Origin of the sequence: Ornithinibacillus halotolerans, assembly GCF_014637405.1 — a bacterium.
In the GTDB taxonomy this organism is placed as follows: Bacteria; Bacillota; Bacilli; order Bacillales; family Amphibacillaceae; genus Ornithinibacillus; species Ornithinibacillus halotolerans.
Map to the genome: position 1 here is coordinate 22,630 of NZ_BMEY01000013.1, position 25,392 is coordinate 48,021.

19 protein-coding genes are annotated in these 25,392 nt (G+C 33.8%); 5 read left to right on the top strand and 14 right to left on the bottom strand.

Annotated features, from left to right (window positions below; translation table 11 throughout):
• Positions 1-35: 35 nt before the first annotated feature.
• The 3 genes from IEV35_RS12835 to IEV35_RS12845 all read right to left on the bottom strand — a co-directional run bounded on the left by IEV35_RS12835 (position 36) and on the right by IEV35_RS12845 (position 2,766).
• Positions 36-1,277 (bottom strand): EAL and HDOD domain-containing protein, encoded by a 1,242-nt coding sequence (locus IEV35_RS12835; RefSeq protein ID WP_188385055.1) that lies wholly within the window; start codon positions 1,275-1,277, stop codon positions 36-38.
• Positions 1,278-1,429: 152 nt separating this feature from the next.
• Positions 1,430-1,879, bottom strand: a complete 450-nt coding sequence (locus tag IEV35_RS12840) for a hypothetical protein (protein WP_188385056.1) — start codon at positions 1,877-1,879, stop codon at positions 1,430-1,432.
• A 23-nt stretch (positions 1,880-1,902) separates the two neighbouring features.
• On the bottom strand, positions 1,903-2,766 hold the full coding sequence (locus IEV35_RS12845; protein ID WP_188385057.1) for a DUF421 domain-containing protein: 864 nt from the start codon (positions 2,764-2,766) through the stop codon (positions 1,903-1,905).
• Between the two features lie 94 nt (positions 2,767-2,860).
• Between IEV35_RS12845 and IEV35_RS12850 the strand changes: the two genes are divergently transcribed.
• Positions 2,861-3,199, top strand: a complete 339-nt coding sequence (locus IEV35_RS12850) for a DUF4363 family protein (RefSeq protein WP_188385058.1) — start codon at positions 2,861-2,863, stop codon at positions 3,197-3,199.
• Positions 3,200-3,249: 50 nt separating this feature from the next.
• Here IEV35_RS12850 and IEV35_RS12855 read toward each other — a convergent pair whose 3' ends face one another.
• The 3 genes from IEV35_RS12855 to cyoE all read right to left on the bottom strand — a co-directional run bounded on the left by IEV35_RS12855 (position 3,250) and on the right by cyoE (position 11,151).
• Positions 3,250-4,293: an FUSC family protein gene (locus IEV35_RS12855; RefSeq protein WP_188385059.1), complete on the bottom strand. Its 1,044-nt coding sequence runs from the start codon at positions 4,291-4,293 to the stop codon at positions 3,250-3,252.
• 236 nt (positions 4,294-4,529) lie between these two features.
• Entirely contained in the window at positions 4,530-9,725 is a 5,196-nt protein-coding gene (locus IEV35_RS12860; RefSeq protein ID WP_188385060.1) for a S8 family peptidase, read from the bottom strand.
• 529 nt (positions 9,726-10,254) lie between these two features.
• Positions 10,255-11,151, bottom strand: coding sequence for a heme o synthase (gene cyoE, locus IEV35_RS12865; protein ID WP_188385061.1), 897 nt, complete (start codon positions 11,149-11,151; stop codon positions 10,255-10,257).
• Positions 11,152-11,446: 295 nt separating this feature from the next.
• On the opposite strand from cyoE, the gene IEV35_RS12870 reads away from it, so the two are divergent.
• Complete coding sequence (locus tag IEV35_RS12870) at positions 11,447-12,007, top strand: cysteine hydrolase family protein (protein ID WP_188385062.1); 561 nt, start codon at positions 11,447-11,449, stop codon at positions 12,005-12,007.
• Positions 12,008-12,053: 46 nt separating this feature from the next.
• Here the strand turns inward: IEV35_RS12870 and cspD are convergent, their stop codons facing one another.
• The 8 genes from cspD to IEV35_RS12910 form a co-directional block, all read right to left on the bottom strand.
• Positions 12,054-12,254: a cold-shock protein CspD gene (gene cspD / locus IEV35_RS12875; protein WP_188385063.1), complete on the bottom strand. Its 201-nt coding sequence runs from the start codon at positions 12,252-12,254 to the stop codon at positions 12,054-12,056.
• A 231-nt stretch (positions 12,255-12,485) separates the two neighbouring features.
• Positions 12,486-12,941 (bottom strand): DinB family protein, encoded by a 456-nt coding sequence (locus IEV35_RS12880; protein ID WP_188385064.1) that lies wholly within the window; start codon positions 12,939-12,941, stop codon positions 12,486-12,488.
• A 108-nt stretch (positions 12,942-13,049) separates the two neighbouring features.
• Positions 13,050-14,168, bottom strand: a complete 1,119-nt coding sequence (locus IEV35_RS12885; RefSeq protein WP_188385065.1) for a PcsB-like coiled-coil domain-containing protein — start codon at positions 14,166-14,168, stop codon at positions 13,050-13,052.
• A 182-nt stretch (positions 14,169-14,350) separates the two neighbouring features.
• The gene (locus IEV35_RS12890) at positions 14,351-15,160 is read right to left on the bottom strand and encodes a DUF6612 family protein (RefSeq protein ID WP_188385066.1); all 810 of its coding nucleotides are present in this window, start codon (positions 15,158-15,160) and stop codon (positions 14,351-14,353) included.
• A gap of 150 nt (positions 15,161-15,310) precedes the next feature.
• Positions 15,311-15,586: a hypothetical protein gene (locus IEV35_RS12895; RefSeq protein ID WP_188385067.1), complete on the bottom strand. Its 276-nt coding sequence runs from the start codon at positions 15,584-15,586 to the stop codon at positions 15,311-15,313.
• Between the two features lie 91 nt (positions 15,587-15,677).
• On the bottom strand, positions 15,678-17,648 hold the full coding sequence (locus IEV35_RS12900) for an elongation factor G (RefSeq protein WP_188385068.1): 1,971 nt from the start codon (positions 17,646-17,648) through the stop codon (positions 15,678-15,680).
• A 56-nt stretch (positions 17,649-17,704) separates the two neighbouring features.
• A complete protein-coding gene (locus tag IEV35_RS12905) occupies positions 17,705-18,271 on the bottom strand; it encodes an NADPH-dependent FMN reductase (protein WP_188385069.1) in 567 nt (188 codons plus the stop codon).
• A gap of 178 nt (positions 18,272-18,449) precedes the next feature.
• Entirely contained in the window at positions 18,450-21,536 is a 3,087-nt protein-coding gene (locus IEV35_RS12910) for an efflux RND transporter permease subunit (protein WP_188385070.1), read from the bottom strand.
• 105 nt (positions 21,537-21,641) lie between these two features.
• On the opposite strand from IEV35_RS12910, the gene IEV35_RS12915 reads away from it, so the two are divergent.
• The 3 genes from IEV35_RS12915 (at position 21,642) to IEV35_RS12925 (ending at position 25,367) form a co-directional block, all read left to right on the top strand.
• Complete coding sequence (locus IEV35_RS12915; RefSeq protein WP_188385071.1) at positions 21,642-22,475, top strand: TetR/AcrR family transcriptional regulator; 834 nt, start codon at positions 21,642-21,644, stop codon at positions 22,473-22,475.
• Between the two features lie 142 nt (positions 22,476-22,617).
• Positions 22,618-24,015, top strand: a complete 1,398-nt coding sequence (locus IEV35_RS12920; protein WP_188385072.1) for a TldD/PmbA family protein — start codon at positions 22,618-22,620, stop codon at positions 24,013-24,015.
• Positions 24,015-25,367, top strand: a complete 1,353-nt coding sequence (locus IEV35_RS12925; protein WP_188385073.1) for a TldD/PmbA family protein — start codon at positions 24,015-24,017, stop codon at positions 25,365-25,367. Before IEV35_RS12920 ends, IEV35_RS12925 begins: the two co-directional genes overlap by 1 nt.
• The last annotated feature ends 25 nt before the right edge of the window (positions 25,368-25,392 follow it).

Genomic DNA, 25,392 nt, shown 5'->3' on the forward strand with positions numbered 1-25,392 from the left:
AATGACTACAATATTTTAGATACCAGCATCAGTTGCTAAACGGTTAGTGTTCCTTTTAAAACATCGATTGCCCAACTAACAGATTGATGATATAACACGTTAAATTTCTCTTGTTTTATATTCATTTGATGTAATAACTGCTCCATTGTTGACCAATCTCCTTTTTCTGCTGCTATAACTAAATTACAGACAGGGCTTAAAGCAGTTTCTGTATCTAACAATGTATCACGGATAATTCTATCAACAGGGATTTTATAAAGTAAATATTCTAATGGTTGTTTAAAGATTGTATCCATTAATGAAAATAACCCTACCAAAAATGCACTTGAAGCATTTTTACTTTTTCCTAAGTGTAAAAAGATTAATTCGCATGCCTTCGCTCTCGTTAAACTCAATTTAATTACTTCGTCAAGTGGAGCTTCTAATGTGCGAAGTTGTTCTCGATATGATAGGACAAATATCCATTTTCTTAATTCAATTAGGCCTAATAACATAATCGCCTGTCGTATCGATTTTATTTCATAAATAAGTCCTAATGAAGGAGAATTTAATAACCGAAGTAATTTGTATGATAAGGCTAGATCTGACTCAATAATCTCTGCTATCTTGTTAATATTTGGTTCTTCAGTTGAAATTGCACTCATAATTAGAAATAGATTATGACTTAGTATAGGGATGTCACTCGTCGATAATATTATCGGCTTACTAAAGAAATATCCTTGAAACAAAGAATATCCATCAATTAAACATTGTTCAAATTCTTCGCGTGTCTCTACTTTTTCAGCTAAAAAGGTAACGTTTTCCGACATTAATTTCTCAATCATCCACAGTTGTTCAATTCTGCCAGTCTTTTGTATATCTATTTTTATAATATCTGCTAATTCTATTAATCTATTAAAGTTATGACTGGATTCCCTAAGCTCAAAATCATCCAATGCAATTTTATAACCCATCTCTTTTAACCTAATACAATTTTGTATCACTTGATCAGTTGGATTAACTGATTCTAATACTTCAATAACTATATTTTTAGGCCCTAAAATAGTTGGTAAATCCTGTTCTAGCAATGTCTCAGAAAAATTAATAAAACAAGGCTTATTTTCCGAAATTTCATCTATACCAATTTGAAGTAAACTATTAATTACTTCGGAGGTTGCACGCTCATTATTAATCATTGAATATCTATTATCGTAATTATTATTACGATAGAGTAGTTCATAGGCAAAAACGTCTTGTTTTGTTGTCAAAATCGGTTGTCTTGCAACAAATAGTTCCAAATTCCCACCTAATTTCTTGTTTTATAGTAAAATAATATCATATTATGTAGAATAATTAATAATGAAATATAAATATTCAAAAAATAATAATGAACATCATCTTATTTATATATACTAAAAAGAAGAAAACAAAAATGTTTTCTTCCATATTTTTAATTTATCAAAGCGTCCCGAAATTTAAACACAGATTTTTTGGCACTATCTGTTATTACAAAAATATCTATTTGCTTTGTATGTTTAGCTAATTTAGTTTGATATTTAAACTCTTTCCATGTATCTTCTAATAAAATAGCTGGTGAAGTTTGTTCTTTTATAAATTTCCCATTTACATCTGTCTCAACTAACTTGATTTGCAATGTTTCATTTCCTTTTAGAACAACACTAAAATTTACCTTTTCACCAGAATGAATTTGATCTGTAGTGAATACAAAACCTTCACCAGCAGTTGCACCATCTGTTGATACAGAGAATTCAGCTTGATCAATCTCCTCAACTGTCGCACCAACTCCAAAATATTTTGTTTGTATTTCTTCTTGTGCGATAACTGAGTTACTACAGAATAAAGTAATGAATAATAATAGCAATATGGATAACCATTTCATTTTTTTGCCTCCTTTTGACATAATTATTTATTTATATTAGGTGAAATATTTTCTATCATAAGCTGTAATTTTTCCGCTTCCCGTGTATACAATTCTTTTACCTTTTGATCTTCTGACTGTATTGCAATAGTTTCAAATTCTTCTTTTATTTTCTTCAATGATGCAGCAACATTAGGTTTCTGTTTCAATGTGTTTCGTTTTAGGTTATCTTCATATAGATCAACATATACATTTCCCATTGAATCAACTTGTGCTAAAAATACATCTTCTAATTTCGATGCCCCTTGTTTTTCAATTTCAGCCAAAATCCACTCTTTTGAGATACCCAGTTTACTTATACTATTTTCCATTATATGCCCATCAGAAATAATAATAGTTGGACCATGGTCTCTTTTCACTGGGGTGCCTAACAATTTAGGAGTAACAGGCTGGACTTCAGATTTTTTTAGTACACTTATTTGTCCATTCGTTTCAAAAATAGCCATTTCTACTTCCTCTATGTTATACACATTTTTCTCACGTAGAAGGATCATTAATTCCTCGATAGCTAGTTGATTTTTCCGTAAATTTTTTTCTAATATTTGCCCATTTTCTATAACAACATCTGCTTTTCCATCTGTAAGCTGGTGAAACCACTTCGATTTCAATCCAAGTACTCCTAGTACTAATGGTATTATTCCCCAAATTAATAGAGCAATTAATCCATTGGTTATCTTAATACCTTGATCGACAGCCAGACTTGCTGCAATAGAACCTATTGTTATCCCAACACAGTAATCAAAAAATGTTAATTGAGAGATTTGTTTTTTCCCCATTATCCTCGCCATAATAAGTAATAGTATGAAAGCAATAACGGAGCGGATGATTGTTAATACGTATTCAGGCATGTAGTTTATCCTCCGACCCATGAAATTTTACAAAAACATTTATTTTGTAGTATTGGATATTATAGAAATAACATTCATAAATAGGAGGATGTATATGTATAAAAGAATTAGCCTCTTTGTACTGTTAATTTTACTTTTATCTGCTTGTAATGAACCAATTGGTGGAAAGAATTTTTTCAATAAAGTAGAGGTATTAGAACAAGAGATTTCCAATGACAATTGGAAGAATTCACAGCAATATTTAGAGGAGCTTCACCGTTACTTTGAGAAAAACCTATGGAAATTACAACTTTTTGGAGATGAAAATGAGTATGAAGGAATTCAAGAAAGTATGAACCGTTTGTTTGTAACCATTCAAGAAGAAGATCGAACACAAGCTTTAATTGATTTAGTCACAATTAAAGCTCATATTGAGGAGATTTACTCTTTTTAATTTAAAAAAACCTAGTATGAATAAATTTACTACATACTAGGTCATTATTTTTAGTTTTCTTTTCCTTCTCTAAATCGTACAAATCGTTCTAATTTATTCAATTCAAAAAATAACTCGATAATACTATTCGCAATTGGAAATACAATTGCCCATTTCGCGAACTCCGCTCCTTGTAACTCATCAATTAAATTGTTGATTGTAACCTGCATTGCTGCCTTAGTTTCTTTTTGCAAATCTTTATCTAGGACAATTTTTCCCTCGTATAATAATATTATATTTTCACTATAAGCATTAATTTCTAGAATCAACTTTTTAATTAATTGGGATTTATTAGATGGCATCATTTCTATTTCATTAAAGTTTTTTTCTAATTCACGAATTAATGTATGTTTCTTACATAACACTTGAATCATATGTTTGTAAATAATAATATTACGAAAAAAATTAATCCGTTTTCGAATAAACAAACGGTTTCTTTCATCTGAAATAATTTCATAATAGCTTTTTGCTTCATTAATTAATTTCTCTGCTTCTTTATCCTCAACCCTCATCTGAGGTACACTCATCGTTTTGTTCGAGATTACTCGCAGTAGAAAATTAGTCTGTTCACTAGCTTTTTTTATCATAGAAAATAATATTTTTTTATGATTTGGTGGCATGACTAACGCATTGATTATAAAGGCAGCCAATACTCCAATTGCTACTAATGATACTCTTTCAATAATATACAAGTAACTAATACCACCTGAACCACCAAGCATCATTGTAATAATGGTTAGAACTGTTAAACTTACAGTCTTATTTAGCCCTATTTTAATATTAATTGCAATTGAAATAATAACAACCGCACCAACAGATAATGGATGGTTTCCTAATAAAAAATATCCTGCTAACGCAAAAATGATACCTACACTATTGGATATTACGACTTCTTTAATATAAGCATAGGATCGCATGATTGAAGGTTGCATAGCTAATACAGCAGCAATTGCAGCCACAATCTCTAAATCTAGGTCTAATAAGTCTGTGATGAGAAGAGTTAATGCAACAGCAAGCCCCGTTTTGACCATCCTCGGGCCAATATTAAATTCCATAGTTTGCACCTCGAGTACAAATGTATTTCTAAATATCAAGATAGAACTATTATAGTGACTAGTTAGCTAAAATTCAATCTCTTTTGTTCGGGAACTATTCGACATTATCCACACATCTTGCATATTAGTAAAACAATACTCTATGTAACTATATTTATAGCTGTTAATAATAGGAAAAAGGTGTAGACGGTTAATACTACACCGTCTACACCTTAATAAAGTTAGAGAAACAATAATTAGTTTTTACCTAATCCAAAACCTTTTCCAGGATTGTTCCCTTTACCTTTTCCTGGGTTATTGCCTTTTCCTTTATCCTTTCCTTTTGCTTTTCCAGGATGACTATTATCTTCGCTTCCGTCTATAATGAACAGTTTACCAGCTGCTTTTGCTCTAGATTCATTACCAAAGCTATCAACTGCTTTAACTTCAATAACTGCACCATTAGCTTCAACACCTCTTGGTACTGTCCAATATGCTACATAATGTCCATCTGACATTTCATGCATAGGAAGTTCATTCACATTATTTGTTTGAATATTTGTTAAAGGCAAATGAATTGTAAAGGAAGCGTCTAAACCAGATTCACTGTCAAATGTAATCATGACAGTTTCTCCCACTTGTAGTTCTTTATCTTCTGTTGGCGTCACATTATCAATTTCTGGTGCAACGAAATCTGCGATAACTGTTGCAACTTTAGTTGTCGTATTTCCAGCTGCATCCGTTGCAACTACTTCCACTGTATTTTCTCCATTATCTAGTAAAATACGGTGAGAGAAGAACCCTTCATTAACAGATGCTTCCTGGCCGTTAACTGTAACAGTGGATAGATTCACATCTTGAACTAAGCCTTGAACTGTTAGAGTTTCACGATTTGTTTTGTCACCATCTTCTACATTTGACAGAACAAGATCAGGAGCAATTGTATCAAGAGTAACCGTAACCGTTTCTGATTCAGTTGCTTCCTCGTCGTTAATGAATGTCTTAGCTTGAAGTTCGTTAAGACCTTCTTCTAATTCGATATCGAAGCTGAACGCTCCATCATCACCAATTTCAGCATTTCCAACTTCTGAACCATTATTTAGTAAGCTTAATGAAGTTGAATGAGATGCAGTTCCTTCAACCGTTACATTAGATTCATTTGTAAATGAACCGTTAGTTGGTGAAGTAATCACTGGATCAGTAACTCCATAGGCTACTCTTGCACGAATCATATAGTTACCTTCAGCAGCAGGTGATGGAGACCATGCCCCACTTACCATTTGATAACTTCTACCTGCATTTGGACTATTTTCATCTGTTGCAAGTCCTGGTGCATTTGGATTGGCAATTGTTTGAACATAAACCATGAAGAAATCTCCATTTACTTGAATGTTATGTTCACTTAAATCAACAACTGTCCATTCGTTTAGATCTCTAATTGCTTCTGCTTCGATTGGCCCAGCTAATTTTTCAGCTGGTAACCCATCTTCACCGGCACTCCAAACTTCAACAGCAAATTCTGTTCCGCCTGGTGTTGGCCAGTCTGTACCATGGAATTGGAATACCCCATCAGTAACAATTGCTTGCTCTTTTCCTTCAGGTAGTGACATTTTTACAGCCCAAGCATTTCCAGCATCATAGTACGCACGAGCATTTTCTGCTGTTCCATCATCGTAGCCAATTTCTCCACCAGGAATAGTAAAGAATGGCTCTAGCTCTATATCTAATGTCTTATCTTGGTCAAAAGTTACTTCAAGCTCCTGACCATAGTAATCTTGTGCTAGTACTTTAATTGTATATGTTCCTTCATATGCAGTAATGGAGAAGTTACCATTTTCGTCTGTTTGCACAGGTTCAATATTAGCATCTTCAACAACTAAAAGTGTAGCCCCTGCAATCGGATTACCAGACTTCTCACTTGTTACCGTACCAGAAACCGTTGCTTTTGGTAACTCTTCTAACACGAAGTTTGCAGTAGCAACTTCATCAGCATTAACTGTTACAGTTTGCTCTTGAGCTCGGAATCCGTAAGTTTCTGCAACTAATGTGTAATCTCCGGATGGTAACATTAATGTATATGAACCATCTTGTGGATTAGTAGAAACAGAGCGTCCGTTTTCAAGCACTGAAACCGTTGCAGCTAATGGTAAACCACTTACTTCATTATCAGCATTTACCTCTACAGTAGATTGTTGTTTAGCCACATTTTTAGACTCTGAGTTTTTATCTTTAGCTGCTTCTTTTTCTTTTTCTTCTTCTTCACTATTTGTAGTGATTTTGTCTGTAGCTGGGTTATTTGCTAGATTTAGAGATTCATCAGATAGTACTACATCATCAATATACCATCCCTCTTTAGTAATGCTTCCGTCAGAGTATGCATAGAACCCTACATTAATTGTTTGCCCAGCATATTCTGATAGATCAACTTCTGCATCAACCCAATCTCCAGAAGTACCATTGAATTGAGAAAGTGTTGTCCAAGTAGTCATATCTGTTGACACAACAACTCGACCATAATCCCATGCTGTTCCTGAAGAAGATTGTTCGAATTCATGCCAGCTCTTAAATTGTAAATAAGCTCCTTCTTCCGGTACACTTACTGCCGGCATAATTAATGTTCCATCCATTCTAGTTGGATATTGTCCCGCTAAATTTGTAGCGTAAACATTAACTCCAGATACTGCACCATTTGGTCCAGATGTTGGTTCCCCTAGTTCCCAAACATTGTTAGCGCCAATTAACGTCCAACCAGCTGGGTCATTTTCGAAATCCTCAGAGTACCCAACAGTAATACCATCACTTAATGGAACTTCATATTCTGGACTCTCTACCACGTTACCCGCATAATCACTAACCGACCATTTATACGTAATCGCATCTCCAGTCATAGCTTCTCCTGGGATAACAGCAGAGAAAGTACCTTCCAAATCACTTCCATCATTTAGTTCTGCGTCAAGTTCTTGCCAATCACCTGATGCATCTAAATATGAAAGTGTCGCTCCACCAATTCGTAAATCATCTTGAACCATTACACTTAATGGTAAAGCCATATTGCGATATGCCTCTAAAGGAGCATCATGTTCAAATGTTGGTGCAACTTCATCACCACTATACATAGATTCTTCTGTTAAAGAAACATCGTCAATATACCAACCATCTCTTGTTACACTTCCATCAGAGTATGCATAGAATCCTACATATACTCGTTCACCTAGATAATTACGTAAATCTACCTCAATACTGTTCCAACCTTCAGAAGCCCCAACGAACTCTTCAACTGTTGTCCAGTTTTCTAAATCAGTAGAGATTTGCAATTCACCATAATCCCATGCTCTACCAGAAGAACTTATCTCAAAATTATGCCAGCTCTTGAACTGTAAGAAAGAGTTGCCTTCTGTAGGTACATCGATTGGAGGCATTACTAGATGATTATTCATATTAGTTACATAATCACCAGCTAGATTAGTTGCATAAACGTTATCACCAGAGTAAGCTTCTCCTGGACCAGAAGTAGGTGCTCCCCACTCCCATACATTATTAGAACCAAACTTTTGCCATCCGACTGGATTAGTTTCAAAATCCTCAAAGTAACCATTAGAGATTCCTGGTTTTACTTCAACTTCGTAGGAATCAGTCACAACTTCATTGTTACCAAAATCATTGATAACCCAATTGTAAGTGAATGTGCCTACCTCAAGCTCATCACCAGAAATTGTCACTTCATATTCTCCAGCTTTAAAGTTCCCATTTGTACGTGTTGCATCAATAGTTTGATCTCCATACTGTAATTGAACAGATGTTATGCTAACATTGTCACTTACGTCTATATTTAATGTTAAATCTAGACCAGCATATGTTTCAGAAGGTGCTACATGCTCAAATTCAGGAGCTTCTGTATCTTCCCCGTCCATTGTAACTTGACCTTCTACAGAGCCAAGTCCATCAGCGACAGTAGAAACAGCTGCAAATGCATCAACAATTCCGTGTCCATAGCCATTATTTGGACTTTCAGGATATTCATCATCTGTTCGTGGAACTGCAGTATCCATAAGGATTTGTTCGATTTGATCTACCGTTAAGCTTGCATTAGCAGCTCTTAGTAATGCAACAACTCCAGCAACTGCAGGTGTTGCCATTGATGTCCCATTATAACTTGCATAGCCTCCGCCAGGAATTGCTGAACGAACTGCAACACCAGGTGCAGAAACTTCAGGTTTTAATTCTCCATATGGAGACGGTCCTCTTAATGAGAAACTAGCTAGCATATCATTACTATCTGTAGCACCAACAGCGAATGATTCAGGATAGTTTGCAGGTGTGGCAACAGATCCTGGTCCACCCGGGTTAAATAAAGTTGTATTTCCCGCAGCAAATGCTGGGAATATTTCAGAGTTTCTCCAAGCTTCTACCATCGGACGATAAAACTCATCAATTCCAGATCCTCCACCCCAAGAATTGTTAACAACATCTGGAGCTTTTGAAGCATCGCCACCAGGAGCTAAAATCCACTGTCCTGCTGCAATTAGATCATCATCATATGCACCATTTGGTGTAAATGCTTGAACTGCAATCCATTTAGCACCTGGAGCAACTCCAACTTGGTTGGAACCATTTGACTCGCTACCAACCATTGTTCCCATCGTATGTGTTCCATGACCATCAATATCGTGCGGTGTAGAAGTTGTGCGATTTACAGCGTCATAAAAACTATACGTATGGTCAACTTCTCCAGTTGCAGCGTTGTAACCACGATACTTTTCCATTAGTGCTGGGTGTTCCCAATCAACACCAGTATCAATATTTGCAACTACTGCACCAGATCCATCAATTCCAAGCCCCCATACATCTGGAGCATTCACTCGGTCTACGCTCCATTCAATATTTTGTGGCTGAACTAAAGAAGATGTTTCCATAGAGACTGGCTTAACCAATTCACGTTTTTCGTTAGGTAAAATTTGTTCTACTTCTGGAAACGAAGCAATTTTTTCAGCAATTTCTTTCGATGCAGTAACTGCTACTATGTTCATAATATAAAATTCTTCAACATCTTTTACATTACCTGCTAATTCTTCCTTTTCTAAAAAGCTAACAACATTTCTTTGTGAAGTCGTTGCGGTTGCCTTAAGTTCAGAAATAACTGCTGAACGCTGAGCTAATTCTTGGTTAAAAGCTGATAAATTAGCTTTTTGTGCTTGCTTAAGACCATCTTGTGCAGCCTTAGCAGTATCAGCTTTATCTTTGAATTGAATTAAAAACCTAACTTCTTCATCTTTTTCAAATGCAGTCATTAAGTTTTTGTTTACTTTTGCTTCTACTACCTCTTTTGTATCAACTAAAGAAGTATGTATTGAGGTATTTGATGCAGCACCTGCAAAAGCAGGAGTAAACAATGAGAAAATCATTAAGATTGTAGCAATAATACTAAATCTTCTAGCGAATTTTCTTCTCTTCAAGTAAATTCCTCCCCCGATATTTTTTTACAACAAAACCAACCCTAAACTTGCCCTCCTTTCTTCAAAAAGTAAGTCAAGCCTTGTTCTAAGATGCTAGTCTTGTTGTTGTAATACACTATAATCCATCGGGGATGTCATATATCGTCGAATTATGGGGTATTTTTCTGAATATTTGAAAATGATTAATTATTACTAGTTATAAATAAATAGTATCTAATGAAAAAGTTATAAGTAAATTCAGTAAGTAATTGACAACCTATTGATTTCATTGACTTTTTTGATCTAGTCCTATTTTTATAAGATATAACTTTCCTTGTTTAGGAATGAAAATTAATTATAAAGTCTTGATTATTTTGGGGTGCAAATGGAGTAATTGTTTATATTTATTAAATAAGGGGGCCATTTCATTATTCTATAAAACTTAATTCTCATTTATATTTCTGACAGCCAGTACTTTTCACCTACTAGAAAAAGCAAAGCTAATCTAATAAATTAGAATAACTTTGCTCAATATAAAATTAATATTTTGTTATAAATTAAAGATTATACCCATTAAGGAATAAATGATAATGGTCGAAAACATCATAGTCATATATAAAAGTGAGTAAATAAATAACATCTTTGCCCACTTAGTTGAATCTTCTTGTTTATAAGCTACTATACTGATAATTAACCATATACCACCAAGTAACAATCCCACGAACATAAGTCCCCTACTTAAAGTACCTAATAGAAAACTAGATAAAATTAAGATCGTAAGATAAATATTCGTCTGTATAAAGGTACGTTTAATCCCTTTAACAACTGGAAGCATTGGGACATTTGCAGCTTTATAGTCATCATGTCTTCTGATGGCAATTGCATAGAAATGAGGCATTTGCCAAATTATTGCAATGATAAATAAACCTAATAAAGCAGGATGACTTATATCTGGATATATTGCAGCCCAACCTATTAATGGTGGTACTGCACCTGAAAGGCTACCTACCTCTGTATTCCAAATAGTTCTTCGTTTTGTCCAAATCGTATAAGGTACTACATATAAAAACAGTCCTAAGAATCCTAATAATGCTGCTAACCAAGTAGTTAATAACAAACTTCCAATGCCTAAAATAGTCATAATGATTGCTAGCCATACAGTAGTTTTTATACTTATAGCACCAGTTACAGTTGGCCTAACTTTTGTTCGTTGCATAATCGCATCAATATCTCGATCATATAAATTATTAAAAGCACCTGCAGCTCCAATAATTAAAGCAGTTCCAATACTAGCAAAAATCATTTCTGGTATCTTATCGGTTATCTTATAATCATACGTATACATTGCTAATACTAAACCAGCAAACATTGGTATAAGGTTGGATGTAATTATTCCTGTTTTAATTGTTTTTGCTATTGTCTGTTTTATTTCCTGAACGTTTGACATGTTACAATTTATATTCCCTTCTAATGCCCTACACTATGTAAGACTATATTACTCAGTTACACTTCTATCATTGTATCATTTCTTTTATCGTTTTTCCCAATATAATAGCAAATTTTGTTGAACAAACTGTTAACTTGACTAAGAAACAACTAGATTTAAGTATTAAAACATTATGTAAGCAGGAAAAACTAAATTCATAGCGAAATATATAGAGAGTAAATAAGAATTAGGGGGATTTGCCAGTGTGGAAAAATGAGAACGCAAAATAGTTAACAAAAATGAAAGGTGATATTATATGGATAGAGTATTGCTCGTTATCGATGTACAAAATGGTATTGTAAATTTCCGAGATTTCTCGAAGGAAATTTCTTTAATAGAAAATATAATAAAAGATTTTAAGAATTCTAATGCACCAGTTATTTTCATCCAACACTTTGATCAACAGGAAGATAGTACACTCCACCGAAATTCTGATGGTTCTAATCTTTACCCTAAATTAAAGGATTATGCTGATTATGTAGTTGAAAAAGAAACACCGAGTGCCTTCTTTAATACAAATCTCAGTGAATTGTTGAATAGTTTAGGTACTAAACAAGTATTTATCACTGGATTTAACACTGAATTTTGTTGTATGTTTACTGCAATTTCAGCTTATGACAGAGGGTTTAAAGTTACTTTTATTGAAGATGCAACAGGAACTGTAAACACTGGTGAAACTTACGAAATGAAAGATCTTGATATAAGAGATTTTATTGGAACAGTTCTATACTGGTCAGGATCAATCGAAGTATTAGATATTGAAGAGTATGAGGACATATACAAGAGTAAATGGATGGAAAATAAATTATCTACTTAAAAATTAAAAAAACCTCTTCTCAGATGAGAAGAGGTTTTAATCGCTATTATAGTTTAACTACGTTAGCTGCTTGTGGTCCACGGTTACCTTCAGTAATATCGAAAGAAACTTGTTGACCTTCTTCTAATGATTTGAAACCTTCGCCTTGAATTGCTGAGAAGTGTACGAATACGTCGTCTCCACCTTCAACTTCGATAAATCCAAAACCTTTTTCTGCGTTAAACCATTTTACTGAACCTTTGTTCATAGAAAAAACCTCCATGTGCATAATAGCACGAATATTACTAATTTCAGTTCTAGATAATAATTCAAGACGATAATCACTAATAAGTTATTACACTAATCTTGTATTTGCCACGAACATCAATAAGTTAATCTTATTATAACACCTATAACCAATAATTCATACCTTTTTTATAAAATAATTTAAATTAGTTTCTGTATCAATCCAAAATGCATATAGATGTTATGTATTCCTTTAATACTTATCGTAGAATTGTTTCATTGTCTTTATAGTACCTAATAGCTCTGCTTCTCGATAAGCTAACATGATTAATAAATCTCCATGTGTTTCCACATGACCATAAGGCACTTTAAATTTAACATCAGATTTCCAAAAAAGTTCATCAAAATTGTTAATTCTATTTTGTTGATCTTCTAATTGCTCCATTAACTCTTCCAATGTTGGTGCTTCTACATACCAATCTTTAGCACTAACATCTGAGCTAAAAAGATCTCGATATTGTTCTGGCAACTTATAAGAATTTTTACTTACAAATAGTAGTTTCTCATGCATTAATAACGTGTTCCCTACATACCAGCGAATTGTATTATCAAAATATTTTGTGTCACGATCTAACATATCTTTATCTAAATCCTTAATGAAAGTAAGAAGTGATGTTCTTGTAAGATTAAATTGCTTTAAAACTGACATAATAATTTCCTCCTATCAAATACATACCATTATAATCGAACTTATTAAGAAATAAAAGAGATGTGTCGTTATATCGGATATTCTCCAACAAAACAACACATCTCACTATTATTGTATAGTCACTTTGACTCTGCGTATTCCCCATTTTAGTGCATCTGCTTTATTTGGGAGAAATACATCAATTTTATTTCCTTTAATGGCACTTCCAGTATCTCCTGCAATTGCATACCCATATCCTTCAACATGAACCACTGTTCCAAGTGGGATTACAGTTGGGTCAACGGCAATTACTTTCATATCGGGGTTCTCAATTAAATTAATTCCCGTATGTGTAATCCCAGAGCATCCTTTACATTTTGCTGTATAAGCAGTAGAGGTTACGGTTATTGTTTTTCCATTAACATGCTTTAAATCAGAGTCTTTTTTACCATTAGATTTATTGGATTTGTTACTAAGAAGTTCTAATTCTCTAGCTTTTTTTGCCTCCGCCATTTTCCTTTTTACTTCTGTTTCAACGGATGCAAGACTTTTATCTTCTTTCTTTAATTGATCAATTAATGATATTAGGTTATTTTGTTTTTCTTCTAACGAAGCAACTCTCTCTTCATTTTCTGCCTTTTGTTCTTCAATTAATGCCAGAGCAGCTTCTTGTTCTTTTTTCATCCCATTTAAATCATTAAGTTTAGTCATAGAAAGGGTCTTTTTTTCTTCAACCATTTGTATATCTAGTTCTAAATCCTCAATTAGGTCAGCATCAGATTTTGTAATTGTATTTACCATCGTAATTCGACTAATAAAGTCACTGAAGCTATCCGAACCAAATAATACATCTAGAAAATTAATATGTCCACCAGTTTTCTGATAAGATGATAATCTTTCGTTTAATATTTCATGGCGCTTTTCAATATCAGATTCTAATTCCTTAATCTCTTCTTGTAACTGCTCAATTTCATTTATAGTGGCACTGATATTTTCTTCTGTCTCATTTATTAATTTTATATTTTCTTGTATTTCTTCATTAACACGATTTATCTCAACATCTAACTCATCTATTTCAGCCATAATTGTTGAAATATCCGCTTGTGCACTTGTTAATTCGTTCTTTATTTTCTCTCGCTTTTTATTTATATCTTCTAAACTATTATTCCCAGCAGCAAAAACTTGAATGCTAGTAAAAGCACTGAAAACAAATAGTAAACTCAAGGTTAGTACAGTTAATTTTCTCAACTTTTTTCCCCTGCTTCCTATTTCTCTAGTAAGTAAATTATTATTAATAGCAAGTTAGATTATAACATTACTAGATTTCAGGCTTTTTAGCAGGTTATTACATTTATATTTCATTTTTAAGCACTTACGAATTCTATATAATAAAAATAACTCGAATACATTGGTTGTATTCGAGCTAATTATTATAGTCCTGCATCAACTGCAGATTCTAATATTTCTTCTGGTATCTCTATATTATCAATTGTATTTATACTTTTATATTCTGACTCCACATGTTGGACAATATCAATGGTCTCACCTTCGACGGTCATTGTCATATCCATATCCAAATTATACTGTTTTATTTCATAAGTCTTACTGTCAATGATCATCTCTATATATAGCTTTTTGATTTCCATATCTTCTAATATTTCATTTATATTACCAAGACCAGCTGTAACTTCTTCTGGCAAGTAATTTTCTAGCATTTCTTCTGTTAACTCCATAAAACCTTCTCCATCAGCATCTAAAGTAAAAATATATTCGTCATCTTTTTCTTTAAAATCAAAGTCATTTATATATTTTTCCATCATCTTTAATTGTTCAGATACATCTGGTTGATTTGCAGTTATTGTATCAATTGGAATTAATGAACTATCCGCTTTAATCCATTGACCAGAAAGAGACTCATAAACATACATTTCCTCATCTACGAAATAAATTTCAGTATCCATTTCCAATGGAGTTTCACTTCCCATAGACATAGCCATTGTACCTTTCTGATGCATTGCTATTGGATCAATGATAATTGAACCTTCCATATCACTTTCAATAATAATACTACCAAAATCCCCCATTGAGATTTCTTGTTCCAATGCCGTACTTACTTCAGCACTTCTCATTTCATTTGAAGTCTCAATCGCTTTGTTATAAACATCTTCTGCTTTTTCACCACAAGCTACTAAACCTATTGACAGTACAATCAATGTAAAACTTATAAGCCATTTTTTCAAGAGTATTCATCCCCTTTTTTATCGTATAGTCTTTTTACGACAATTGGCTAATAAAAGTTTCATTAAGGGGAAATATTGTAATACTTTGAATCAAAAGTCCTATAAAAAAAGAAGACATAAGATTATACTCTTAGTCTTCTACATAAATTGTTACGGAATGTCATTAATATTTTGTTGTGCTTCTTGTACTTGTTGTCTAATATCATGAAGTGATTCAAATGCTTGCTGAAACTGTGCATTCTCAATAGCTTCTCTTCCAGCTTGGTGTTGTAAGTTTTGCAATTCACGCTCAACTTGAATAAGAGTTTGTTCTGCTTGTCCTAATGGCTCAAGGTCACGTCCTTGTGCCTGTATTACAGCACCCTGTGCTTCCTTAAGCATTCTACTGGCTTCTTGAAGCTTTTCGTGTAAATTTACATATGCCACTTTCTCCAACCTCCATTACAGTCAATATGTCTAGCAACACTATCTTTATTTTTGCCTTTTTTAACTGTATTTATGTAAGAAAGCAGATAGTTTAATTTAACTCATGTACCTTACAATGCATCATACTTTCCGCTTCATCCCATTTCACACTAAAACCGGCCCCTTTTGCACAAAACACAGAGGAAGACGTGTATTCCGGGTCACTATCTTTATCGTAATTCATTAATTCAATGACTTCCTGTCGATTATGGCAAATATCATAACCCGCAAATTGTAAAGAAATAGTGCCTTTTCCCTTTGTAAAAGAGGCAAGAACGGAGCTATAATCCATAAATGTTGCAACTGGTACGGTACCTGTTATTATAGTGTTCCCTTCTTTAGTTAACGGTTCATCAAACGTTCCATGCGCTGTCTGTATATCTGTTATTACCCTACCAATTTTGTCATTAGGTATTTTTATAATAAATCGATAATAAGGTTCGAGCAGTACATTATTTGCTTTTTCTAATCCCTGCCTTAATGCTCGGAATGTAGCTTCACGAAAATCTCCACCACTTGTATGTTGATGATGTGCTCTACCAGTTAACAAGGTCACTTTAATATCTGTCAATCCAGAACCAGTTATAATCCCATGATGTTCACGTTCATGTACATGTTTTTCAACTAGATGTTGTAATCCTTCAGATAAATCATCGACATGGCAAATACTACTGAATTGAATTCCACTATTTCTTGGACCTGGTTCTAATGATAAATGAACCTCAGCATAATGTTTTAAAGGTTCAAAATGCCCGCAGCCAATGATACTAGAATCAATTGTTTCTTTATAAATTATTTCTGGTTTCATAAATGATACTCTTAATCCAAATCGTTCAAAAACAACTTGTTCTAGAACTTCTAATTGGATAATTCCCATAACATGAATTTGTATTTGCTGTAGTTTTTCCACCCAAGTAACTTGTAATGAAGGATCTTCAGCATCTAACATCTTAAAATAAGCTAAAGCTTCTTTAATATTAATTTTTTCATCTTCAAATACAACTTTTGAGCGTAAAGTAGGGATTAACTCAAAAGAAACATTTTCCTTTAATGAACCGACTCCATTTCCTACTTCTGTTTTAGACAGACCTGTTACAGCAAATAATTCTCCAGGTAGAACTTCTTGTACTACATTATATTTATCACCATTATACTTTCTAATCTCAATAACTTTCTCAATACACTGATTTCCCTGGTCCCCATATGGCAAAACATCTCTAACTTTTAATTTTCCGCTTAAAGATTTAATAAAAGTTAATCGATTGCCTGAGATATCATAACGAATTTTGAAAACTCGACCTTGAAAGTCACCTCGATTATTATATGTTGTAATTGTTAATTGATTAAACATATCAAGAAATTCTCGAATCCCGATATCTTGAAGCGCAGAACCGAATGTACAAGGGAAAGTCTTCCCAGTCTTGATCATTTCTTGCGTTTTAGTTACCCACTCTTCATTAGAATATCCATTTTCCAAATAGTATTTTAATAATTCCTCATCACGCTCGGCTAGTGATTCAATTAATTCAATATCCTGAAGAGAATTTTCAGTCCATGTTGATACGTCCAAAACATCTTCTGATAAATTCATTTTAATTTCACTAAGTACTTTATTAATATTGGCCCCGACTCGATCTGATTTATTAATAAAAAAGAATATTGGAACTTGATGTTTTCTCAGTAGATTCCATACCGTTTCCGTATGACCTTCTACACCTTCAACAGCACTGACAATGATAATCGCATAATCTAATATTTGGATAGTTCTCTCCATCTCCGGGGAAAAATCAACATGTCCAGGGGTATCTAGTAAAAAATAAGTCGATTCTTTATAGTGAAATATGGCTTGGTCAGCAAAGATTGTAATTCCTCTTTGTTTTTCTAAATCGTGACCATCAAGAAAAGCAGTTTGGTGATCAACCCTACCACGTTGTTTTATAGCGTTTGAGTGAAAGAGAAGTTGTTCTGAAAAAGTAGTTTTCCCCGCATCAACATGCGCAAATACTCCAATAGTTTTCTTCATCGGAAATGCTCCTTTAAAATTAGATAAAAAAAACCTGGTGTCTCTACCAGATTCTACTAAAATCCATATTCCGCTGCTTTTATTTTCTGAATGCTTTGGTAGGTTTTTGTTATTGTTATTAAATCATCCACAAGTCGATCAATTCTTAGTAAAACATCATCATTAATAATCTGTTTTTGATAGAAGTCCTTTTCTTCAATAAATACATACGTTTGAATAATTTGTGCTTTCATATATGCTAAAATCGGCTTCAGATGTTGTTCTGCCATTAAAAAATGTTTGGATGAGCCAGCTGTAACAATAATTCCAACTACTTTATCTAATAATGCTTTTTCCGGTAATAGATCAAAAATGTTCTTTAATGTTGCTGGTATAGAAGCTTGAAAGACAGGCGTTCCAATAATGACTGCATCTGCCTCCATGATCTCCCTAGTTACATATCTTGTATCTCCACTATAGTCTAAATAATTTCTTCCATCACTAAACTGTATATTAAAATCAGCTAGGTCGATTAAATTAACATCAACACTAGGAAAGTTGTTAGCTATTGAATTCATCGTATATTCCATTGCTGTCCTTGTTTTGGAACCAACAATTGAACCAGAAAGTCCTACAATTTTCATTTGATGTTCCCCCTATTTCCCCCTAAAAATGTAATTATTAGTGTACTGAATTATTAAACTAATAAATACTTCTTACATGGTACACTACCTAGATTGAGAATTGCTATTAATGTGCTTATAAAAATAGCGGGGTGCTATTTAAAGCTCCCCCGCTAACTTTTATCGCTTATTATGATACTTAGTTCTCTTGAATCTCTTTACGATTTTTCTTAAACAGCTTAGATAAAATTTCATATACAATTGGAACGATAATTAATGTTAATAATGTTGAACTTGCAAGACCACCAATAACAGTAATTGCAAGACCTTTAGAAATTAATCCTCCACCTGCACTTCCAAACAACATCGGTACTAGTGCACCCATTGTCGCTATAGCAGTCATCAGGATTGGACGAAGACGTGTTGCACCTGCTTCTAGGATCGCTTCTCGCATTTCCATCCCTTCTCGTTCCATTCGGATTATCCGGTCAACAAGTACAATAGCATTTGTTACTACGATACCAATTAACATTAGTAATCCCATCATTACAGTAACCGAGATAGTTTCTCCAGCAATTAATAGTCCAACAAAGGAACCAATAATTGCAAAAGGTAGAGAGAAAAGAATCGCAAACGGTGCTAATCCTTCACCAAACGTAACTACAAGAATGAAGTATACAATTAAAATTGCTGCAAGCATAGCAAATCCAAGTTGTGTAAATGTTTCTTCCATATCAGCAGATACACCTGCAACACCTTGTGTTACTCCTTTTGGAAAGTCTAACTCGTTAACTGCTTCATCAATTTCAGCAGAAGTCTTTGAAATATCATCATCAATAATCGTACCTGTTACTGATGCATAATATTCGCCTTCACTTCGAGCGAGTGTATTTAAAGTAGTTCCTTCTTCTACTGTCACTAACTCAGATAATGGCATTGTTATTCCCAGTGCTGTTTCAACTTCGATAGCTAACATATCATCAATTGATTTCGGTGCTTCTACTTCATTTTCTTTCTTCACAATAACGTTTAAGTCATGACCATCTTTTTCAATCGTAGTTAATATATCATCTGTACGATTTGGATTTAACAACATAAATATTTGACCTGTCGTTAAGCCATATTGTAACAGTTCCTCTTGATCCACTTTAAATGTGTATTCTACATATGACTCTTCTTTACTAGATGAAACGTCTTTTAACCCATCATTCTCACTCATAACTTCTTCAACCATAGTAACAGCTTCATTTAGTTTATCTAAATCTTCACTGTATAAAGTATACGTTAATTCATTAGATGAAAATGCCATGGCAGAGAAGTTTTGGCTCTTCCATTCGCCAGACTGCCCAATATTGAACACATACTCTTCAATTTCTTCACGAGCTTCAGGGAAATTATCCATATCCGGGTCAAATATGAGGTACATTAACGCACCACCACCGCCACCACCTGCCATCATAGCAGCTTGTGGATCATTGTCCGTGATTGAAACTTGAACGATATCAATATCTTCATGATTTAACAGTTCTTCTTCCACTTCAGTTACATTCCGTTCCGTTTCTTCAGCTAATTCACCAGTTGCTGGTGTATAAGTTAAATACATTACTTTTTCTTCTTCACTGCCTAAGAAACTAAATCCAATTAGCGGCATAAGCGCTAAACTACCAACTAGCATAATGATTGCTACGGCTGAAGTAATAATCTTGTGATTTAATGTCCAACGTAAAGCTTTTTTATACCAACTTGCCAATTTCCCTGCATCTCTATGTTTAATTTCTTGTTTCTCACTATAAAGTTTTTTCTTAAATAATGTGTGAGACAACGCAGGTACAATCGTAATTGCTACTAATAATGATCCACCTAATGCAAATGTCATCGTAAGTGCAAATGGGATAAATAATTCACCGACCATTCCACCTACAAAAATTAATGGTGCAAATACAGCTACAGTTACTAATGTAGAAGATGCAATTGGTTTGAACATTTCAATTGTTGCTTCTCTTACTAAGGCACGACCAGTTAATTTTTCCTCTTTTAGGTGAATTCTTCGATAAATATTTTCAACAACAACAATCGAGTCATCAATAACACGACCGATTGCCACAGTTATTGCACCAAGTGTCATAATATTTAACGTAATATCTAACCAATTTAATAGCATTAATGCAATAAATATAGAAATAGGTATTGAAATAACAGATGTTATTGTAGATTTAAAATCACGTAAGAATAAGAGAATTATAAGAACAGCAATTAATCCACCAAAAACGGCTTTTTCAACCATTGTAGCTACTGATTCTTCAATTGGTTCACCTTGGTCAAGTGATACATCAATAACTAGTCCTGGAAGATTGCTCTCTTCTTCCTCCAATAATTCTTTTACACCATTAACAACATCAACAGTATTTGCATCTTGCCCCTTTACAACTTGAATGGCAATTGCTTCTTCACCATTTGTACGAGACACAGACTGAACTTTACCTACTAATTCAACCGTTGCAATATCTTTTAATTTAATGAATGGTGAGGCTTGAGTTTCTGTTGGAGTAACTGGGATAAGCATTTCTTTCAGGTCTTCTTCTGACATGAATTTACCATCGATTGCTACTGCTTGTTCCCCTTCCTCAAACTCATATAATCCTAAAGAAATAGCCATGTCACTAGCTTGGATCATTTGTTTAACATCATCTTCTGTTATTCCAAACTCAGCCATTTTCTCTTCATCATAATGTAGTTCAATTTCCTCAATATGTTGACCAGTGATTGTTGCTGATGCTACACCGTCTACTTTTTCTAATTTTGGTAGTAGAATTTCCTCAACAGTTGAAGTTAATTCGACAATATCTTCAGATTCACTACTTACACTAAATACAACAACTGGCATCATATCCATGCTTATAGTAGTAATCATTGGCTCTTGAGCGTCTTCTGGTAGCATTACATTATCTAGCGCACTTTCTAATGCTCTCTTGGCCTCATCCATGTCTACCCCATAATCATATTCTATTTGAATACTTGCCATATTGGCATATGAATTGGAGTAAACAGCCTTTACATCTTCTAAATTCTCCACTACTTTTTCAATTGGAATCGATACTTCATCCATCACTTTCTCAGGCGTTGCCCCAGGATAAACATCACTTACCATTAAAAATGGAATGGAGATGTCCGGAATCATTTCTGTTTTCATTCTTGTTCCAGAATAAATACCGGATATAACAATAATAATCGTCAAGAGCCAAACTGCTAATTTATTCTTGACTACAAAGTTTACAAAATTTTTCACATCTACACCTACCCTAAATTGACTTTATTGACTCATTTTCTTATACTAATGACTAACCGGTCATTTTGTCAACTAAATCTACGATATTTTAGGAGAAATTTACAAATGAGTAAAAAACAATTGATAATGGAAAAAGCTGTTGAACTTTTCTCAAAACAAGGATTTGAAGCTACATCAGTCCAACAAATAACCGATTATTGTGGTATTTCAAAGGGAGCCTTTTACTTATCATTTAAATCTAAGGATGAACTTATTCTTGCTTTAATCGATTATTACATGCAACAATTCTCAACGGAACTTGACTACACGGTCAGAAACGAAACAAAAGAGAATACTTTATATCAATTCTTCTATAAGACATTTCATGCTTTTTCCAATCATGTAGAATTTGCCAGATTGCTTATGAAAGAACAAACATATTCATTGAATGAAGCGTTACTCGATAAAATGCGCTACTATGACCAATTAACTAATGAAACGATATTAACTATCATAGAAAAAGTATATGGTGATGCAATAAATGATATAAAGTTTGACCTAATCTTAGCTATTAAAGGGTTATTAAATAGTTACTCTAGCTTACTTTTATTTAATAAAGTTGCATTCGACGAAGAATTAGCCGCAGAATCACTAGTTGAAAAAACAAATATATTAGCCACTTATATGAGCACACCGTTCATTACGGAAGAACAGGGTAAAATGTTTCAGCATTTTTCAGTTGAAGATATGTCAAAAGAACAACTTCTTTCCTTAATGTCCTCAATAGCTGATGATATCGAAGACTCTCTTGAAAAAGATTCTTTAGTTTTATTAAAGGAACAAATTGATCATACTTCATTTAACCTAGCTATCATAAAGGGACTAATTGAAAATATTCGAGCTAACAAACAATGTAAATGGATCGCTTATTTACTTGAAAAACATTTTAATCTGCTCTAAAAAGTACCGTCAAAGGTGCTTTTTTTTATTCCTCCAACTTAAGTCTGAGATGCTTTCCACCTCTAGTTTAATTTCTTTCTGAATTCAACTAATGTATAATAAATTCAGATAATTAATAAAGACTATAATAAGGAGGAATAACATGTTAAGTAAAGCCCTACTAGAAGATGTACTCACACAAGCATTAACAACTGGTGGCGATTTTTCTGAGGTATTTGTAGAAGATCGCTTTACAAATTTAATGAGGTTACAGAGCAGTAAACTAGAAGGAAGTTTATCAGGTCGCGACTTCGGTGTCGGAATTCGTGTTTTCAAGGGTCTCAATAGTGTATATGCATACACAAATGATGCAACAAAAGAAGGTCTATTAGAAGCAGCAAATGCTGCTGCACAAGCGATTCAAGGAGCTACTTCTGAAAATACAATTGTTCTTCCGTATGAAAAACAATTGATAAATTCCGTACATCCCATCGAATTAATGCCTAACAGTGTAGAAAAGATGCGAAAACTTCAAGTGTTACGGAACGCTGATGATATTGTTCGAAACTATCATTCTTCTATTTCTCAAGCAATCATTGCGTTAGTTGAAGAAGAGCAAAATGTTTTAATTGCTAATTCAGAAGGTACCTATGTAGAAGATAAACGAGTGAGAAGCCGCTTAGCTATTAATGCCATTGCAGCAAATGAACATGATATGCAAGATGGTTTCTATGGACCTGGTCGACATCAAGGATTTGAATATATTGAAAACCTAGATTTAAATCATTATGCAAAAGAGGCAGCAAGAATGGCGGTCACGATGTTAAATGCTGAGCCTGCACCTAGCGGGAAATTTCCAGTGATAATTGACAACGAATTCGGAGGAGTTATTTTCCATGAAGCATGTGGGCATGGGCTAGAAGCAGCTTCAGTTGCAAAAAACAATTCTGTCTTTGCCAATAAGATTGGTGAAAAAGTAGCCTCTGATCTAGTAACTTATATTGATGACGGAACAATAACAAATGAATGGGGCTCTATTAACATTGATGATGAAGGAGAAAAAGCACGTAAAAATGTATTAATTGAAAATGGTATTTTAAAAGGTTACTTGATTGATAAATTTAATGCACGTCGGATGAATTCTGAATCAACTGGATCTGGGAGACGAGAATCTTACAAGTTTGCTCCGACTTCTCGGATGACTAATACGTATATAGCTCCTGGTACTTCTACACCTGAAGAGATTATTAGCAATACAGAACATGGTATCTATGCGAAGTATTTAGGTGGTGGACAAGTAAACCCAGTGACAGGAGATTATAATTTTGCTGTATTAGAGGCATATCTCGTTAAAAATGGAAAAATTGACAAACCATTACGTGGGGCAACACTAATTGGTAATGGAGCTAAAACAATTCAAAAGGTTGATATGGTTGGGAATAATTTAGGGCATGGTGCTGGGATGTGCGGTGCTTCTAGCGGAAGTATTCCTGTAAATGTTGGTCAACCAATGGTTCGTATTAGTGAGATTACTGTAGGCGGAACGGGGGCGAATAATTAATGGATTTACAAGTATTTCGCGAACAACTTTTTACTGAAGGTGAAAAATTAGGATTTTCAGATTTAGAGATTTATTATGAAAAGCTATCTAGTTTTGGGTGTCAAATATATGAAGGTGAGATTGACGATTATCGTTCTTCAACTGTAAATGGAGTCTCTGCACGTGGCATTATTAACGGTAAAATGGGCGAAGCATTTACCGAAAAATTGGATGATGCATCGGTATCCTTTCTATTACATAATATGATAGAAAATGCCAATATTAGTGAAGATGAACCCGGAGAATTATTTGATGGAAAAGCAGAATACGAAGATTTAAACTTTTTTTCACCCACACTATCAGAAGTTACAATCGAAGAAAAGATTGAATTTTTAAAACAAGTAGAAAAACATATTTATGATTATGATCCAAGGGTCGTTCAAACTGGGTATGCTGCTATCCAGGATCAATTAATTGAAAAAGCATTATTTAATAATAAAGGACTTGAGTTAAACGATAAAAATAATTTCCTTTTCTTTGTTTTCTCTGTAGTTGTTAAAGAAAATGATGAAACAAAATCAGATTATTATTTTAAAATAGTAGATGATTTCTCGTCTGTTGATCCTAGGCATATAGCTAAAGAAGCTTGTGAGAAAAGCTTGCGACTTCTAGGTGGAAAGTCATATCCAAATAAATCGTATCCGGTAATATTAGAAAGTAATACAGCATGTGAATTATTAGCCGTATTTACACCAGCGTTTTCAGCAAAATCAGTACAAGATGACCAATCAAGGTTAAAAGATAAGTTAAATACTACGATTACTGCAGATGTTCTAACTTTACAAGATAACCCACACTTAACCAATGGGATTCGCAGTAGCACATTTGATTCGGAAGGTGTACCTACAAAACCATTAACAGTTGTTGAAAATGGAGTGTTAAAAACATACTTCCATAATTTAAAAACAGCAAAGAAAGATGGAGTTAAATCAACTGGACATGGGCATAAATTATCTTATCGCGATCCGATTGGTGTAAGACCGTCTAATTTTTATGTAGTACCTAGTGAAGTCTCTAAAGAAGAACTGTATAGTGATCTAAAGGAAGGGATTATAATAACAAGTCTTTCCGGTCTGCACTCTGGTGCAAATTCTATCTCTGGTGATTTCTCTTTAGCTGCAGAAGGATTTTATGTTAAGAATGGTAAAATTGCTAGTCCTACTAACAAGATGACCATTGCTGGAAATTTCTTTGACTTATTAAAAGATGTAGAAAAAGTTGCATCAGATCTTGAATTTTCCCCAATGGATTTTTATGGTTACATCGGTTCTCCATCTCTGAAGATTAAAGAATTAGCTGTAACAATTGATTAAAAAGGTAGCCTTCATTGGCTACCTT

Coding starts and splice junctions, on each gene's coding strand:
- IEV35_RS12880 (WP_188385064.1), bottom strand. CDS start 12,941: ATGTCAGTTTTAAAGCAATTTAATCTTACAAGAACATCACTTCTTACT.
- IEV35_RS12840 (WP_188385056.1), bottom strand. CDS start 1,879: ATGAAATGGTTATCCATATTGCTATTATTATTCATTACTTTATTCTGT.
- IEV35_RS12870 (WP_188385062.1), top strand. CDS start 11,447: ATGGATAGAGTATTGCTCGTTATCGATGTACAAAATGGTATTGTAAAT.
- IEV35_RS12855 (WP_188385059.1), bottom strand. CDS start 4,293: ATGGAATTTAATATTGGCCCGAGGATGGTCAAAACGGGGCTTGCTGTT.
- IEV35_RS12915 (WP_188385071.1), top strand. CDS start 21,642: ATGAGTAAAAAACAATTGATAATGGAAAAAGCTGTTGAACTTTTCTCA.
- IEV35_RS12900 (WP_188385068.1), bottom strand. CDS start 17,648: ATGAAGAAAACTATTGGAGTATTTGCGCATGTTGATGCGGGGAAAACT.
- IEV35_RS12845 (WP_188385057.1), bottom strand. CDS start 2,766: ATGCCTGAATACGTATTAACAATCATCCGCTCCGTTATTGCTTTCATA.
- cyoE (WP_188385061.1), bottom strand. CDS start 11,151: ATGTCAAACGTTCAGGAAATAAAACAGACAATAGCAAAAACAATTAAA.
- IEV35_RS12925 (WP_188385073.1), top strand. CDS start 24,015: ATGGATTTACAAGTATTTCGCGAACAACTTTTTACTGAAGGTGAAAAA.
- cspD (WP_188385063.1), bottom strand. CDS start 12,254: ATGAACAAAGGTTCAGTAAAATGGTTTAACGCAGAAAAAGGTTTTGGA.
- IEV35_RS12905 (WP_188385069.1), bottom strand. CDS start 18,271: ATGAAAATTGTAGGACTTTCTGGTTCAATTGTTGGTTCCAAAACAAGG.
- IEV35_RS12850 (WP_188385058.1), top strand. CDS start 2,861: ATGTATAAAAGAATTAGCCTCTTTGTACTGTTAATTTTACTTTTATCT.
- IEV35_RS12920 (WP_188385072.1), top strand. CDS start 22,618: ATGTTAAGTAAAGCCCTACTAGAAGATGTACTCACACAAGCATTAACA.